The organism is Ideonella sp., from assembly GCF_041914305.1.
Lineage (GTDB): Bacteria > Pseudomonadota > Gammaproteobacteria > Burkholderiales > Burkholderiaceae_C > Ideonella.
Genome location: NZ_JAYSDQ010000001.1, coordinates 620839 through 636945, shown reverse-complemented (window position 1 = coordinate 636945; position 16107 = coordinate 620839). Strand labels below are relative to the sequence as shown.

At 68.4% G+C, this 16107-nt stretch carries 12 protein-coding genes; 7 read left to right on the top strand and 5 right to left on the bottom strand.

Features of this window, described 5'->3' with window-relative positions:
- Positions 1–3: 3 nt before the first annotated feature.
- Positions 4–1059 (top strand): RNA methyltransferase, encoded by a 1056-nt coding sequence (locus ACE3SG_RS02600; RefSeq protein WP_374562386.1) that lies wholly within the window; start codon positions 4–6, stop codon positions 1057–1059.
- 163 nt (positions 1060–1222) lie between these two features.
- A complete protein-coding gene (locus ACE3SG_RS02595) occupies positions 1223–3064 on the top strand; it encodes a DUF885 family protein (RefSeq protein ID WP_374562385.1) in 1842 nt (613 codons plus the stop codon).
- 69 nt (positions 3065–3133) lie between these two features.
- On the opposite strand, the gene ACE3SG_RS02590 is transcribed toward ACE3SG_RS02595, so the two are convergent.
- Positions 3134–4252 (bottom strand): beta/gamma crystallin-related protein, encoded by a 1119-nt coding sequence (locus ACE3SG_RS02590; protein ID WP_374562384.1) that lies wholly within the window; start codon positions 4250–4252, stop codon positions 3134–3136.
- Between the two features lie 203 nt (positions 4253–4455).
- Between ACE3SG_RS02590 and ACE3SG_RS02585 the strand changes: the two genes are divergently transcribed.
- Positions 4456–5229: a hypothetical protein gene (locus ACE3SG_RS02585; RefSeq protein WP_374562383.1), complete on the top strand. Its 774-nt coding sequence runs from the start codon at positions 4456–4458 to the stop codon at positions 5227–5229.
- A gap of 73 nt (positions 5230–5302) precedes the next feature.
- On the opposite strand, the gene ACE3SG_RS02580 is transcribed toward ACE3SG_RS02585, so the two are convergent.
- Complete coding sequence (locus ACE3SG_RS02580; RefSeq protein ID WP_374562382.1) at positions 5303–6352, bottom strand: hypothetical protein; 1050 nt, start codon at positions 6350–6352, stop codon at positions 5303–5305.
- A gap of 266 nt (positions 6353–6618) precedes the next feature.
- Between ACE3SG_RS02580 and ACE3SG_RS02575 the strand changes: the two genes are divergently transcribed.
- Positions 6619–8310, top strand: coding sequence for a carbohydrate-binding protein (locus ACE3SG_RS02575; protein WP_374562381.1), 1692 nt, complete (start codon positions 6619–6621; stop codon positions 8308–8310).
- 16 nt (positions 8311–8326) lie between these two features.
- Here the strand turns inward: ACE3SG_RS02575 and ACE3SG_RS02570 are convergent, their stop codons facing one another.
- On the bottom strand, positions 8327–9232 hold the full coding sequence (locus ACE3SG_RS02570; RefSeq protein WP_374562380.1) for a hypothetical protein: 906 nt from the start codon (positions 9230–9232) through the stop codon (positions 8327–8329).
- A gap of 204 nt (positions 9233–9436) precedes the next feature.
- Here ACE3SG_RS02570 and ACE3SG_RS02565 point away from each other — a divergent pair, with 204 nt between their 5' ends.
- Both ACE3SG_RS02565 and ACE3SG_RS02560 read left to right on the top strand, forming a co-directional pair.
- The gene (locus ACE3SG_RS02565) at positions 9437–11245 is read left to right on the top strand and encodes a DUF1800 family protein (protein WP_374562379.1); all 1809 of its coding nucleotides are present in this window, start codon (positions 9437–9439) and stop codon (positions 11243–11245) included.
- Positions 11246–11261: 16 nt separating this feature from the next.
- Positions 11262–12701: a DUF1501 domain-containing protein gene (locus tag ACE3SG_RS02560; protein WP_374562378.1), complete on the top strand. Its 1440-nt coding sequence runs from the start codon at positions 11262–11264 to the stop codon at positions 12699–12701.
- An 8-nt stretch (positions 12702–12709) separates the two neighbouring features.
- Here ACE3SG_RS02560 and ACE3SG_RS02555 read toward each other — a convergent pair whose 3' ends face one another.
- The gene (locus ACE3SG_RS02555) at positions 12710–13735 is read right to left on the bottom strand and encodes an NAD-dependent epimerase/dehydratase family protein (protein ID WP_374562376.1); all 1026 of its coding nucleotides are present in this window, start codon (positions 13733–13735) and stop codon (positions 12710–12712) included.
- Positions 13736–13850: 115 nt separating this feature from the next.
- On the opposite strand from ACE3SG_RS02555, the gene ACE3SG_RS02550 reads away from it, so the two are divergent.
- On the top strand, positions 13851–14780 hold the full coding sequence (locus ACE3SG_RS02550; protein ID WP_374562375.1) for a LysR family transcriptional regulator: 930 nt from the start codon (positions 13851–13853) through the stop codon (positions 14778–14780).
- A gap of 15 nt (positions 14781–14795) precedes the next feature.
- Here the strand turns inward: ACE3SG_RS02550 and ACE3SG_RS02545 are convergent, their stop codons facing one another.
- Positions 14796–16091, bottom strand: coding sequence for an NAD(P)/FAD-dependent oxidoreductase (locus tag ACE3SG_RS02545; RefSeq protein WP_374562374.1), 1296 nt, complete (start codon positions 16089–16091; stop codon positions 14796–14798).
- Positions 16092–16107: the final 16 nt, after the last annotated feature.

The following is a 16107-nucleotide window of genomic DNA, read 5'->3' as shown; positions in this document are numbered from 1 at the left end:
GTCGTGTCCTCCGCCCTCTCGACCCTGCCCGCCATTCGCCAGCGCCTGCGCGCGCTGGGCGCCAACCCGAAGCACGAAGAGCGCGTGCTGCGCCTGTGGGCCAACGCGCTGCCGCAAGACAGCGGCCGCCGCAAGCTCGAAGACTTCATGCCGCAGGCACTGCGCCACGCGCTGCCGGCGCTCGACGACGAGCTGCAGGCCCTGGCCACGGTGCGCTCCGAACACCCGGGCGAAGACGGCTCGGCACGGCTGCTGGTCGAGCTGGGCGATGGGCAGACGGTGGAAAGCGTGCTGCTGCCGCGCGACGGCCTGTGCGTGTCGACGCAGGTCGGCTGCGCGGTCGGTTGCCTGTTCTGCATGACCGGCAAAGAGGGGTTGCTGCGCCAGGTCGGCAGTGCCGAGATCGTGGCGCAGGTCGCGCTGGCGCGGCGCCGCCGGCCGGTCAAGAAGGTCGTCTTCATGGGCATGGGCGAGCCGGCCCACAACCTGGACAACGTGCTCGACGCGATCGACCTGCTCGGCACCGCCGGCGCGATCGGCCACAAGCAGCTGGTGTTCTCGACCGTGGGCGACCGGCGCGTGTTCGAGCGCCTGCCGTTGGGCCGCGTGAAGCCGGCGCTGGCGCTGTCGCTGCACACCACCAAGCCCGCGCTGCGCGAACAGCTGCTGCCACGTGCGCCGCGCATCGAGCCGGCCGAGCTGGTCGAGCTGGGCGAGCAGTACGCCCGCAGCACCGGCTACCCGATCCAGTACCAGTGGACGCTGCTGGCCGGCGTCAACGACGGCGACGACGAGATCGACGCGATCGAGCGGCTGCTGAAGGGCAAGTACGCGATCCTGAACATGATCCCGTACAACCAGGTCGACGGGCTCGACTACCAGCGCCCGAGCTGGGAGCGCGCGGCCGAGATCGCCCGCACGCTGCACCGCCGCCACATCCTGACCAAGCTGCGCCAGTCGGCCGGGCAGGATGTGGAGGGTGGCTGCGGGCAGTTGCGGGCACGATCGTCGACCAGCGCACCGATCACGATTCACCGCGCCGCCCCGGCCGCCCACTGACCGCTCGCGGCGGCCCCTCGCGGCTCACCGCTGGCGCCCCCGCGGCGCTGCATCGCCGCCAGGCCGGCTTCGGCCCGCCGGAGCGGACGTCTGTCGCACCACGGCGCCAGGTCTTTCGGCAACAGGCAACATCGCGCGCGACAACCAATCCAGGAGACAGCCGATGGTGAACAGACGTGAGTGGGCGAGAAGAACGGCCGCGGTCGCGGCAGGCGTGGCGTTGCCAGGCAGCTGGGCGGCGGATGCGCCGTCGGCACCGGCCTCGGCAGCAGCCTCCTCGGCCCCCTCCCCTTCGTCGGCCCTGGCCGACATCGCGGCACGCTACTTTGCCGACGGCCTCGAGCTGAACCCGGTGCAAGGCTCGGCCATCCTCGCCGACCCGAAATTCGAAGGCCGGCTGGCGATCACGATCGCACCGGACGAGGTGGCCAAGTCGCACGCGCTGGGCGAACGCGTCAAGCGCGAGCTGGCCGGCGTGCCGGTCGACCAGCTGGCGCCGGGCGAGCGCCTGACCCATGAGCTGCTGGCCTGGGAGGTGCAGCTGGCCCTGGATGGCGACGCCTACCCCGACCACCTGATGCCGATCGACCAGTACGGCGGCCTGCCGGTGATGCTGTCCAACTGGGCCGGGGGCGACCAGACGCAGCCGCTGAAGACCCCGGCCGACTACGACAACTACCTGAAGCGCCTCGCCCGCATCCCCGACTACAACCGCCAGGCGATCGTCAACATGCGCGAAGGCATCGCGCAGGGCTACACGCCGCCTCGTGCGCTGGTGCAATCGGGCTTGCCGATGCTGAAGGCGCTGGCCGACCCACGCTTCGACAAGACGCCGTTCGGCGCCGCGCTGCGGGTGATGCCGGCCAGCTTCGGCGCGGCCGAGCGGGCGCGCATCTCGCAGGCCTACCTGCGCACGTACGAGAAACAGATCCGCCCGTCGATGCTGGGCCTGCTGGCGTTTCTGCAGGGGCCGTATCTGCGCGCCTGCCGCAGCACGGCTGGCGCCTCGGCGTTGCCGCAGGGCGAGGCCTACTACGCCTACCTGGTGCGCCAGCACACCACCACCGACATGAGCGCCGACCAGATCCACGCGCTGGGCCTGGCCGAGGTGGCGCGCATCCACGGCGAGATGGCGGCGCTGCAAGGCCGCTTCGGCCACAAGGGCTCGATCAACGCTTTTCTCAAGTGGCACGCGGTGCAGCCGCGCTTTCGCCCCTACCGCAGCTGGGACGACATCCTCAAGGGCTATTACGCGCTGAACGATCAGGTCACGCCACAGCTGGCCAAGCTGTTCGGCCGGTTGCCGAAGCAGCCGCTGCAGATCCGCGAGATCCCCGAGCTGCAGCGTGCAACGACCAGCCCGTACTACAACGCACCGTCGCCGGACGGCTCTCGGCCAGGCGTCTTCTTTGTCGGCGCACCGACCACGCCGCCGAAGTACAACAACGCGCAGATGACATCTCTGCTGTTGCACGAGGGCCAGCCGGGCCATCACTTCCACACCAGCCTGCAGTACGAACTGGACTTGCCGGACTTTCGCCGCTACGGCTGGAACGACGCCTTCGGCGAGGGCTGGGCGCTGTATGCCGAGACGCTGGGCCACGAGATGGGCCTGTACGCCGACCCGAACCAGCACCTGGGCCAGCTGGAGATGGAGCTGCACCGTGCGGTGCGCCTGGTCACCGACACGGGGCTGCACGCCAAGGGCTGGACGCGGGAGCGGACGATGGCCTACATGATGGACATCGAAGGCGTCACCGCCGCCGATGCCAGGCAATCGACCGAGCGCTACATGGCCGCCCCCGGCCAGGCGCTGGCCTACAAGATCGGGGCGCTGAAGGTCCAGCAGCTGCGCCAGCGCGCGCAGCAGCAGCTGGGCAGCCAGTACCAGCTGGCCGACTTTCACGACCTGGTGCTGTCGCAGGGCACGCTGCCGCTGCAGGTGCTGGAACGGCGGGTCGATGGCTGGATCGCCACCCGGCGCGCCGGCACGGCCGCAAGCTGAGCGGGGCCGCCAAACGAACAAGCCGGCATGCGCCGGCTTGGTTCTTTGTCTGCGTCGCGATGCGCGTCGTCAGATGCGCGGCTCGCCTTCGTCGTTGACCGTCAAGGTCGGGCCCGGCGGGAAGGTCGTCTGCACATGGTGCTCGACACCGCGGAACTGGTAGCTCACGTCCCAGTAGTCGGGCCGACCCTGCGGCGGCACCGCGGCGCAGCGCTGCGTCGGGCGGCTGACCACCGTCTCGCGGCCCACGTTGGCCCCCACCACCGCGCCGATGACCGCGCCGCCGGCCGTGGCCAGGTCACGGCCCGAGCCGCTGCCGATCTGGTGGCCCAGGATGCCGCCCAGGATGCCGCCGACGACCGCGCCGCCGACATTCGGCTCGTTGCGGCGCTCGACCGCCACCCGGTCGCGCTCGATCCAGCAGCGTTGTTGCTGCGGGCCGGTGAACACCGCCTGCGCGCCGGTCACCTGCGCCTCATAGAAGCGCTCTTGCGGGCGGCGGCGCCAGTCGTACACCGGCTCGGCCACCGGCGCGTAGCGCACCTCTTCGAAGCGCGCGGTCGGCTGCACCGGGCGCACCGACGACAACCGGTCGTTCAAGCCCATCGCGCCCAGGCTCGGGTAGCGGCCCGGCCGCAGGATCACGCAGCGGCCCTGGAAGCCGGCGTGCTCACACACCTCCCAGCGCTCGCCCAGCACGATGACCGACGAGGCGCGGTCGTTGAAGCCGAACTGCTGGAAGTTGCCGACCTCGCCGCTGACCTGGAACGCGCGGCCCTGGAAACCGCCGTGCTCGAAGAACGCGATCTGGCCCTGGCCCTGGACGGGCGGCGGCGGCGGATAGTGGTCGTGGTCATCGCCGTGGTGGCCGTCGTGCCGCACCGGCCGGGCCGACGACAGGCGGTCGTTCATGTGCATCTCGCCCAGCGATCGGTACTGCCCGGGCGGCAGCACGATGCACTGGCCGCCGAACTCCACATGCTCGCAGACCTCCCACGGCTGGTTGGTGACGACCACCGACGAGACGCGGTCGTTGAAGCCGAAGCGGCGGAAGTCTTCGACCCGGTGCTGCGTGGTGAACGCACGCCCCTCAAAATTGCTGTGTTCGTAGAAGGTCACTTCAGCCGACACTGGGCCAGCCAGCAGCACGGTCGCGGTGAACAGTGCCGATTTGAGTTTGCGGTGCATGAACTGCCTTGTTTCCTTTGCTCACATGTCGGGCCCCGAGCCGGGTGGCTCGGCTCGTTTCGCCCGGAGCACCGTCACAACGCAGCGGCCCCGTGTGCAGATGACAAACCCGCATCGGGCGACTTCGGACTGGCGGTGCACGATCTGCGCCGTTAGGATCCGCGCTTTCTCGCCCCTTTCCAGCCCCTGAGAGGACGACCACCATGCACCCTCCCGTCACGCCCCGGTTTCCCACCCTCGCGCTGGCCACGCTGCTGGCCGTCCTTGGCGGGCCGGCCGCAGCCCAGTCGACCAACGGTGTCACGATGATGCGCATCGCCAACGGCCCTGGCGGCGAGATCGTGAAGAACGAGAGCACGACCGTCCATGCACTGTCATGGAACATTGCCGACGTCGATGCCCAGGCCCACACCAGCTTCAACGACCGCGACACCGGCCTCGCGTTCTGCTCGGCAGGCACCGATTCAGGCGCGCCCTGGGACATCTCTTCTCGCCTGTATGGCGGCGACGTGGTGGTCTTCAACGTGGCCGGCGCCACGCCCACGCAGGTCACCTCGCTCAACATCACCGTCAAGGCGCTGGGCAGCGGTTCGCTGACGACCACCGCCGCGTTGGACTACTGCATCGGCAACACCGCCGCGGGCCGCTGCCCGAGCGCGCTCGACCCCGTCGTGGCCCAGCAGTTGAAGCTGCCGCTGCCCAAGCGCGTGAAGGCCGCCGGCGGTGACCACATCGACGCCACGACCAGCGGCATCTTCGACTACCAGCATGTGGTGGCGCTGAAGATCAAGGGCCCGAAGGCCGTGGTGCCGCTGTGGTACAGCATGCAGACGACCTGCCAGCGCAACGCGAAGACGATGGTGGCTTCGGCCTCCAGCCAACTGGCATCGATGGAGATCGTGCTACCCACCGGTGTCACCTGCAGCTCGCGCACTGGCAAAGCCTTCAATGGCAAGTGCCTCCTCGCGGGGTTCTGACGGCATTGCCCGCTTCGAATGCAAAAGCCGGCCCTGGGGGCCGGCTTTTTTTATGGGCGCAGCGCCGCCCTGCCTATGGCTTCCAGCCGAGCTTGATGACCTCGAAGTCGCTCGCCATCAGGGTCGAGAAGGCCGGGTTCAGGATGTCGTTGTTCCAGCGCTTGTCGAAGGTGCCGCTGATGTACATGTCCGAGCCGTTGTCGGCCACGATCAGGCCATAGCGCTGCATCGCGCGAAAGATCTTGCGCGCATGCGGGTCGTTGGTGCGCGTGGCCGGGTCGACGCCGTTGACGCTGGTCTTCAGCCGCAACCGCGCGCCCATCGGCAGCGCCCCGCTGGTCGAGCCTGCGGTGTGCGAGCCGGGGTAGACGTGGCCGTTGGACGCGCGCACCGTCACGCGCAGCGCGTGCTGGATCTCTGGCACCGCATCGTTCCACGCTTCGTCGTAGCGCACCAGGCCGGGGAAGATCGCCAGGCCGGCCGCGTCGGCCGAGGTCCAGCCTTCGGGGCGGCGGTCGTTCTTCGTCATGTCGAAGAAGGCGCCCGAACCGCCGAACCACTTCTTCAGCGTCGGGTCGTAGAAGACGTTGTACAGCTCGTACAGGTGCTTGTTGGTGCAGTCGATCATCAGCAGGTGGCGATCGCTCTTCTTGCGCTGGTCGACGTTGGCCGGCGCACCGCCCTCGACCCAGTGCGGCTCGGTGATCGACTCCAGCGGGATCGGGTAGAACGCCTTGGGCTTGCCGGTGTTCAGGTCGACACCGTCACTCTCGTCCCAGTACTTGAACTTGACCTTCTGCTTGGGCTGGGTGCCGTCGACGATCGCGTAGGGGAAGCCGTAGATGCCCACGCTGCCGGGCTTGACCTCGCCACCGAAGTCCGGGTGCAGGCGGCGCACGCTGCCGTTGTTGATGAACGAGATGTAGCTGGCGGACTTGGGGTCCACCGGCGCGGCGCTGACATCGGTGTTCCACCAGTTGGTGGCCGGGAACACCGGCAACGGCCCCGGTGGCGGTGCCCCCTCAACGGGCACCTCGGGTGGGCATTGCTGCGCGACGGCGGCACCGGCGGCCAGGCAGGCCTGCAGTGCCAACACAAGAATCGCTCTGGGGTATGTCTTCATGGCTGTGGGTTCCAGTAGAGAACAGCTGAAGCCGCAGTTTCGCCCTGCACCCTGCCGCGTTGAGCGGTCAAATCGTTACCGCTGACCGCAAGCGTCAGCGATTGATGCGGGGCGGGCGGCGGCAGCGCTTTGAGCGCGGTCAATCCACTGAGTCGAGCGGCGTTACGCCTTGTTGCCAAGCGGAAATTGGAACCGGTACCAACCCGAATGCCGAGCAGCCGCCGGCGCGGTACGGTTCGCCTCGCCAATACCCGAGGAGAGGCCCCATGACAACCGCACGTCGCCAGTGGCTTGCCGCCACCTTGTTCCGCCTGCCCGCCGTGGCGCTCGCGCTGAGCGGCGCCACGGCCTTTGCCGACCCGACGCCCGCCCTCGCCGGCCACAGCAACTTCTTGAAGACCGATGGCCGGCTGATCCGCAACCAGCATGGCAGCGGCGACCCCATCTACCTGCGCGGGGTCAACCTCGGCGGCTGGCAGGTGCACGAGCCGTGGATGTCGCCGCTGGCCGGCGTCAACGACGACTACACGATGCGCAAGACGCTGAGCCAGCGCTTCGGCGACTCGGGCCGCGACGCGCTGATCGCCGCCTACCAGGACAGCTACCTGCAAGAGAAAGACTTCATCCGCCTGTCGGATCTGGGCATGAGCGCGGTGCGGCTGCCGATCTACTACCTCAACCACATGAACGAGAACGGGACCTGGAAGCTCGATGCGACCGGCAAGCCCGACCTGCGCCGCATCGAATGGGTCGTGAAAATGGCGAAGAAGCATCGCCTGTACGTGATCCTTGATCTGCACGGCGCGCCCGGCTCGCAGAACGGCGCCGACCACAGCGGCAAGGTCGGCGGCTCGGGCGAGTTGTGGAACAACGGCACCTACCAGGCGCAGACGATGACCTTCTGGCGCACCGTCGCCGAGCGCTTCAAGAACAACTCCACCGTTGCGGGCTACGACCTGCTGAACGAGCCGTCGACGAACTACCCGTCGCCCGCCACGCGCGAGGTGCTCGACATGTACGACCGCATCTACCGCGAGATCCGCTCGGTCGATGCGAACCACATCATCTTCATGGAAGGCATCTGGGACTGGTCGGCCATCACGCCGCCCAGCGACTACGGCTGGACCAACGTCTGCTACTCGTTCCACTACTACAACTGGGGCAACGACTCGAACTACGAGGCGCAGAAGGCCTTCACCGACGCGAAGGTGGCCGACGAGCAGGCGCACGCCTGGTACAACGTGCCGCACCATGTGGGCGAGTTCAACCTGTTCGCGTTGCAGTCGAGCTGGGAGTACGCGCTCAACCGCTACAACCAGGCGGGCTGGCACTGGACGAGCTGGACCTACAAAGGCACCAACATCGGCAACTGGGCGCTCTACAACCACTCGAACGCCGGCGCCAACACGCCCAACGTGGCGACCGACAGCTACGCGACGATCGAGAGCAAATGGCGCCACTGGGACGTGGAGCAGGACATGGTCGCGAACTCGATGCTCAACACCGTGTTCAAGAACGCACTGACCGGCGCCAACAGCCTGATCCGCAACCTGCCGTACGAGGGCTCGTGGCCGGCGAAGGACAAGCTGCAGGCGCAGAACTTCTACAGCCAGAGCGGCGTCAGCTTCGATTCGAACGGCATCGGCTTCTTCGACGCCGGCGACTGGCTGCGCTACACCTCGCTCGACTTCGGCAGCAAGGGGCTGGACCAGATCCGGCTGCGGCTGGCGGTGGACGCAGCCTACGCCGGCAAGACCATCGAGGTGCGGCTGGACAGTGTGAGCGGCCCGCTGGTCGGCTCGATCACGGTGCCCAACACCGGCGGCTGGACGAGCTACCAGACCTTCAGCTTCCCGATCCAGTCGACGACCGGCGTGCACAACGTCTACCTGGTCGGCAAGGGCGGCAGCGGCATCGCCAACCTCGACTGGTTGGCCTTCGCGCGCAGCGCGCAGTGACGGCCGCGGCCGCCGCTCAGTCCAGCGCGACGGGCGGCGGCTTGATCTCGCGCACGCTGCCGCGCTTGTAGAGCAGCCCGTGGCTGCCCACACCGTCGCTGCGGAAGTAGACGCTGATGTTGGGCTTGCCGGTCTCCGAGCCGGCGCGCTGCTTGGCCTTGGTCAGCACCGCTGCCGGGTTCACGCCGCTGGCGCAGGGCTTGCCGCCGACACCGAAGTCGGTGCCGCGGTCGACATGCGCGTTCAGCAGCTGCCAGTGGCCGCCGCCGGCGCCGTCGGTGGTGTCGAGGTAAAGCTCCTGCCGCACGCTGCCGTCGGGCTGGTCGTAGACCACGTGCTTGTAGCCGATCCACACGTTCTTCGGCATGCCGCCGGGCCATTGCGTCTTGTTCAGGATCGCGGTCGACGCGGGGTGGCTGGTTTCCTTCTCGAAGTCGATGTGGCCGTCGTAGCGCATGCGGGCATCGATGCCGCGCGTATCGCACAGGTTCTGGTCTTCGTCGCCGATGGTGCCGTGGTTGGTGCGAGCCATGCCGACCAGGCCGCCCCAGGGCGTGTTGTCGTCGGCCACGCGCATGAAATACATCGTCATCTCGACGTTGCGCCACTGCGCCTGGCGCGCCGGGTCGTGCACATACATGCGCGGCACCGAGCCCGAGATCTTCAGCACGCCGTCGCCGCTGGTCTGGTAGCTGGCGTTGCCGTGGTCGGCGTCGAACCAGGCGTCTTGCGGGTCGACACCGCTGAAGCTGCGGGCCACGCCGTTGTCCCAGGTGGACAGCCACTGCTTGCCGCCGGTGACGCTCTTGTAGAGCATCTGGATGCCGAAGCGGTCGTTGGCCGCCACCGCGGGCAGCGCGGCCAGGCCCGCCGCCACCAGCACAGACAGGCGCACGAACAACTGGCGGGTGGGCAGGGGCATCAGCGGATCCTACGAGAACGCGTGGGATAGCAACCCGCCAGCGTAGTCGCATCTGCCTTTCAGCCGTCTCCACTTGTGAGGCCCGTTACCAAGCCCGCGCGCTTCGGGCAACGCCGTTAGGTTTGGATACAGCGGCGTTCTGCGGCAGGCCACAGTCCGGGCACCGGCGGCCCACCACGGCGCTGCTGAGAACAGGGGCATCCGATGGGTGAACGAACAGGCCGTCTTCAGGGGCGGCACTGGCTAGGGCTCGGTTTGGCCAGCGCAACGCTGCTGGCCGCCTGCGGCGGATCCGACGGCACCGGTGACGCACCGGCTTCTTCCGAGGCCAGCGCGTCGACACGGGCCCAGGCCCAGTCGGCGGGCCGCGAGCAGCGTGTCGACCCGTTCGCGGGCCTGTCGTTCGTCGCGACGGCCGAGCAGTCCGACGCGGTGCGGCTGGCGCAGCAGGCCACCTTCGGCCCGAACAGCGCATTGATCACCGAGATCGAGTCGCTCGGTGCCGCCGGCTGGATCGACAAGCAGATGAAGACCACCGGCTCGGTCTACACCCGCGGTGCCGACGACGCGATCCACAAGAACACCCGGCCCGAGTTCTATTGCAGCCGGCCCGACCAGATCAACAACGTGTACTGCTGGCGCGACTACTACTCGGTCGAGCCGGTGACCTGGGACTTCTACCGCAACGCCACCGAGCAGCCCGACCAGTTGCGCCAGCGCGTGGCGCATGCGCTGCAGCAGATCCTCGTGATCAGCAGCAACACGGTCTACGGCACCTATGGTTGGCGCAACTACGAGAACATGCTGCTGGAGAACGCCTTCGGCAACTACCGCGAGCTGTTGCGCCGCGTGACCCTGTCGCCGCTGATGGGCGAGTTCCTCGACATGGTCAACAACGACAAGGCGTTGCCGAACGAGAACTACGCGCGCGAGCTGCTGCAGCTGTTCTCGATCGGCACCTGCAAGCTCAACCCCGATGGCACGCTGGCCACCGGCAAGTGCAAGCCGACCTACAACAACGAGACGGTGCGCGAGTACGCCTATGCGCTGACCGGCTGGACCTACCCGCCCGGCGGCCAGACGGCCTGGGGCTGCTGGCCGACCGGCGCCAACTGCGCCTACTTCGGCGGCGACATGGTGCCAGCACCGACCTTCCGCGATGCCGGCAAGCGCCACCTGCTGTCCGACGTGTTCATCACCGCCGACACCAGCTCGACGCAGGCGCTGAGCAAGGTGCTCGACAGCCTGATGCAGCATCCGAACACGCCGCCGTTCGTCGCGAAGAAGCTGATCCAGCACCTGGTCAAGAGCAACCCGTCGGCCAAGTATGTCGGCCGCGTGGCCGCCGCCTTCAAGGCCGGCACGTTCACCGCCGGCGGCCGCACCTTCGGCACCGGCAAGATCGGCGACATGGCCGCCACCGTGGCAGCCATCCTGCTGGACAGCGAAGCCCGCGGCGACCACTGGGACGCGGACCAGGCCGGTCACCTGCGCGAGCCGATCCTGCACATCACCGGCGCGGTGCGTGCGCTGAACGGCCACACCGACGGCGCCGCGCTGTACTACTGGTGGGCCGAGCTGTTGCGCCAGCCGGTCTTCCGGCCGCCTTCGGTGTTCAGCTTCTACCCCAGCGACTACCCGGTGGCCGGCACCTCGCTGGTCGGGCCCGAGTTCGGTGTGCACAACGCCAACACCGCGCTCGAGCGGTTGAACTTCCTGACCTACCTGCTCGACTGGAACGGCTCGGCGCCCGACCCCAACGTGCCTGGCGGGATCGGCACCGGCGTCGACCTGACGGCCTTCCTGCCCGACGCGAAGAACGCCGAGCGGCTGGTCGACGGCCTGTCGATGATGACCCTCGGCCGCCTGCTGCCCGACGCGCCGCGCGCCAAGGTGCTGAAGGCCGTCAAGTGGTGGTCGCCAACGACCGACCCGAACAACTGGCAGGCCCAACGTGTGAAGGCCGCCGCCTACCTGGTGCTCGGCTCGCCCGACTACCAGGTGCAGCGTTGAACGCGAGGACCCGACCATGAATCACTTCACTCGCTACTCACGCCGCCAATGGCTGCAGCGCGCCGGCGGCACGCTGGCCGGTGCCTTCGGCGCCGCCACGCTCGGCCACCTGGCGCTCGGCACGCAGCCGGCCTACGCGGCCGACTACAAGGCGCTGGTCTGCATCTTCCTGTACGGCGGCAACGACGGCATGAACGTGGTCGTGCCGACCGACGCGACGCGCTACCAGCAGTACGCCAGCGTGCGCGGCTCGCTGGCGCTGCCGCAGTCCAGCCTGGTGGCGCTGGAGGGCTCGAAATTCGGCCTGCACCCCTCACTGGCCGCGCTGAAACCGTTCTGGACCAGCGGCATGCTGGCGCCGGTGTTCAACCTCGGCCCGCTGTACAAGCCGCTGACCAAGCAGCAATACCGCGACGCGCCCGACGGCAGCGACCTGATCCCCGATGCGCTGTTCTCGCACGCCGACCAGCAGATCGAGTGGGAGACCGGCACCACCGATTCGATGAGCCGCACCGGCTGGGGTGGCCGCGCGTCGAAGGTGCTGGGCACGGTGAACCCGGTGATCTCGGTCGGTGGCAACGGCCGCTTCGGCGTCGAGGACACGCGGCCTTCGCCGCTGGTGCTGCCCGGCCCCGGCGCTACCTTCGGCGCCTATGGCCTCGGCCCCGACGACACCGACTGGGAGCCCAACCGCCTGCGCCGCCAGGCCATCGATGCGCTCTACGCCGAGCCGCAGCCGCTGGTGCTGGGCCAGGCCTACGCCGCGCAGCAGACCAACGCCTTCGACATGTCGGAGCGGCTGGCCGACATCGTCAAATCGATGCCGGGCGATGCCAACTCCACGCCGGCCATCGACAGCGCCTTCGCGCCGCTGATCGTCGACGGCAAGGTCTCCACCTCGATGGGGCAACAGCTCTACCAGATCGCCAAGCTGATCCGCTCGAACGCCCAGGTGCAGGGCAACCGGCAGATCTTCTTCGCCCAGCAAGGTGGCTACGACACCCACAGCGGCCAGATCGGCGACAACTCGCTGCAAGGCCTGCATGCCGGGCTGCTGAAAGAGCTGGGGGACGCGATGGCCGCCTTTCAGCAGGCGCTCGTCAACCTCGGCCTGGCGCCGGCGGTCACGACCTTCACGCAGAGCGATTTCGGCCGCACCTTCGCACCGAACTCGACCGCCGGCACCGACCACGCCTGGGGCAACCACCAGCTGGTGATCGGCGGCTCGGTCAAGGGCGGCGCCACCTACGGCAAGTACCCGCAGCTGGTGCTCGGCGGGCCCGACGACGTGGGCGTCGACTCGTGGGAGCTGCAGGGCCGCTGGATCCCCACCAGCAGCGTCGACCAGTTCGCCAGCACGCTGCTGGGCTGGTTCGGCGCCGGTGATGGCCAGCTCGACAAGATCCTGCCGAACCTGGTGCACTTCGGGGCCAAGCGCAACCTCGGCTTCTTGTAGGCGCGCGCTCAGGCGAGGGCCATCGCCTTGCGGCGGCCACCGGCCGGCGGCGTGCTGGCCACGCCGTCGCGCACCGCCTGCAGCGTCTGGCGAATGCCGTCGGCATACGGTGTCTTGCGGATCGGGCCGATCAGGCGCTGCAGCGCGGCATCGTCCATCAGCACCGGCTGCGTCTGCAGGTAGTGCATCTCGACCATCTCGCGCATGAACGGGTTGAACAGGCCCAGCAAGCGCAGCATCGTCTTGCCGACGACACGGTGCTTGATCTCGCGGCCCACCTGGCGGCCCATCTCGTGCAGCAGCGCCTGCTGGCTGGTGACCCCGGCACCGGCCAGATGCCAGACCCGGCGGCCACCAAACGCCGCGGGCGTGTCGATCAGCTTGGCGACGACCGGGCCGACATCGGGCACGAAGACGAACTCGTGCGGCGTGTGGATCGGGCCGATCAGGTCGGCCGTCTTGCCCTGAATCGCGGCCTGCGCGGCGCCATGCAGGAAGCTGGCCTCGACACCGGGGCCGTAGAAGTCGGGCAGGCGCAGCACGGCGGCTTCGATCTGGCCGTCGGCGGCGGCTTGCAGCAGCAGGTCTTCCTGCGCCTTGCGCATCCGGCCCTTGAAGGTGTGCGGCTCACGCGGGTGGTCTTCGCGCACCGTTGCGGTCTGCGGCAGGCCGTAGGGATAGACGGTGCCGATCAACAGGATGCGCTTGACGCCGGCGGCGATCGCGCCGTCGATGGTCTTTTGCATCAGCTGCGGGTGCAGCTCGAAACGCCAGTAGTCGACACCCACCATGTAGATCAGCGTGTCGATGCCCTCGGCCGCGGCCTGCACCGAGTCGGGTGAGTCAGGGTTCCAGGTCTTCACGTCGGCCAGCGGGTCGGCGCCGAACTGGCGGCGCAGGCTGCCCTCGCTGCGGCCGACCACACGGTAGGCGTGGCCCTGCGCGCGCAGCGCATGGGCGATGCTCTGGCCGATGACGCCGGCGGCGCCGAACAGCGCGATCTTCGGGGTGGTGGGGGTGGCGGTGGTGGACATCGGGTTTCCTTTCGGCGGTGGGGTGTCGAACTGCGATGAGGGCAGTGTGCGAGTCCACCGGCAAAAATAAAATTACCGAGACACGGCTAGCCGCTATTCATGATTGAATAGCCCGATGGAGACCCGCAGCGAACCGGATTGGCAGTGGTACCGCTCGTTCCTGGCCGTGCTGGACCAGGGTTCGCTGTCGGCCGCGGCGCGGGCGTTGGGCCTGACTCAGCCCACCCTGGGTCGACACATCGATGCGCTGGAAGCCGCGCTGCAGCTGAAGCTGTTCACCCGCTCGTTCGACGGCTTCGCGCCGACCGACGCCGCGCAGGCGCTGCGCCCCTACGCCGTGGGCCTGGCCGACACCGCCGCCGCGCTGCTGCGCACTGCCAGCGGCCAGCGCGAGGGTGTGCGCGGGACCGTGCGCATCACGGCCAGCGAGGTCGTTGGCGTCGAGGTGCTGCCGCCGATCCTGGCGGCCCTGCGGCGCGACCACCCCGAGTTGGTGATCGAGCTGGTGTTGTCGAACCAGATGGACGACCTGCTGCGGCGCGAGGCCGACATCGCGGTGCGCATGGTGCCGCCGACGCAAGGCGCGCTGATCGCACGGCGCATCGGCGCGATCGAGCTGGGCATGCACGCCCGGGCAGACTACCTGGCGCGCTGCGGCACGCCCCAGCGGGTCGACGAGCTGGCCGGCCACAGCCTGGTCGGCTTCGACAAGGAAACCGCGCGCCTGCGCCGCATGCAATCGACCATCGGCAGCTTCGACCGCTCGATCTTCGCGCTGCGCGCCGACAGCGACCTGGCCCAACTCGCGATGATCCGAGCCGGCTTCGGCCTGGGCATCTGCCAGGTCGGCCTCGCCCGTCGTGACGGGCTGGTGCGCGTGCTGCCCCACCCCTTCTCGTTCCCGCTCGACACCTGGGTCGCGATGCACGAGGACCTGCGCGACAGCCTGCGCTGCGCGGTGAGCTTCGCAGCGCTGGTCGAAGGCTTGAGCGCCTACATCACCACCGCTGCCGCGGCGCCGGCAAAGAAGCCGAAGCGCCGCTGAGCCGTCACGTCGCCGTCAGACGAAATCGCGCACCCGGTACCAACCCATGCCCACGGCCTGCATCAGGCCACCCAGGCGCTCGCCGCCAGGGAACGGCGGGTTGACGATGCCCGAGAACCAGTCGAGCCGCTCGGTGTTGCCTTGCATCGCCTCGGTCACCAGCGTGGCCGCGACGCGCGTGGGCACCAGGCCGTGGCCGCAGAAGCCCTGGGCCCAGAACACGCGGTCGTTGCGGCGGCCCCAGTCGGGCATGCGGCGCATCGTGATGTCGATGTGGCCGCCCCAGGCGTAGTCCATCTTCGCGTCCTTCAGCTGCGGGAAGGCGCGCTTGATGTTGGTCTTCATCGCCTCGGGCAGGTTGGTCGGCGTGCCGCCCAGGTAGGTGCACTTGCCGCCGAACAGCAGCCGGTGGTCGGCGGTGGTGCGGAAGTATTCGAGGATGAACTGGTTGTCGTAGACCGCGTGGTTCTTCGGGATCATGCTGCGGCAGACCGACTCGCCCAGCACCTCGGTCACGCCGATGAAGGTGCCGACCGGCAGCATGCGCGACGACAGCTTGCGCTCGACCTGGTCGACATACGCGTTGGCGCCCAGCACGATCTGGTCGCACTTGATCTTCAGGCCACCGGCCACGTTCACGGTGATGCCGTTCGGGCCTTCTTCGTAGCCTTCGACCTTGGTCTGCTCAAAGATGCGCGCGCCGGCCGACTCAACCGCGCGGGCCAGGCCCAGCACGTACTTCAGCGGGTGGATGTGCGCGCCTTCGGGGTCGATGATGCCAGCCTGGTAACGGTCGGAGTTCAGGTACTTCGGCAGGTTGGTCTTGTCGACGAACTGCAGCTTGTCGTAGAACCACTCGTGCTGGCACTCTTCGATCCAGCCGGTGAGGTCGGCGATGCGGCGCGGCAACACGGCGACTTCGAGGTGGCCTTCGACCAGGTCGCAGTCGATCTGCTCTTCGCGCATCAGCGTGCGGATCTTGCGCACCGCGCGGCGCGACTCGTCGAACATCTCCTTCGCGCGCTCGTAGCCCATCACGCCCTTCAGGCGCTGCATGCCGCACGGGAAGCCGATGATCATCTGGCCGCCGTTGCGGCCCGAGGCGCCCCAGCCCACGCGCGAGGCGTCGAGCACCACGACCTTCTTGCCAGCGCGGGCCAGCTCGAGCGCGCAGTACAGGCCGAAGAAGCCGGCACCGACGACGCAGACGTCGGCGCTCAGGTGCTCTTGGAGCGCCGGGCGATTGACTTGCCATTCACGCGAGGTGGCGGCGTAGTAGGTGTCGGTGTGCTGGGGACTGCTGCGGAACATGGGACGACTCTCTAGA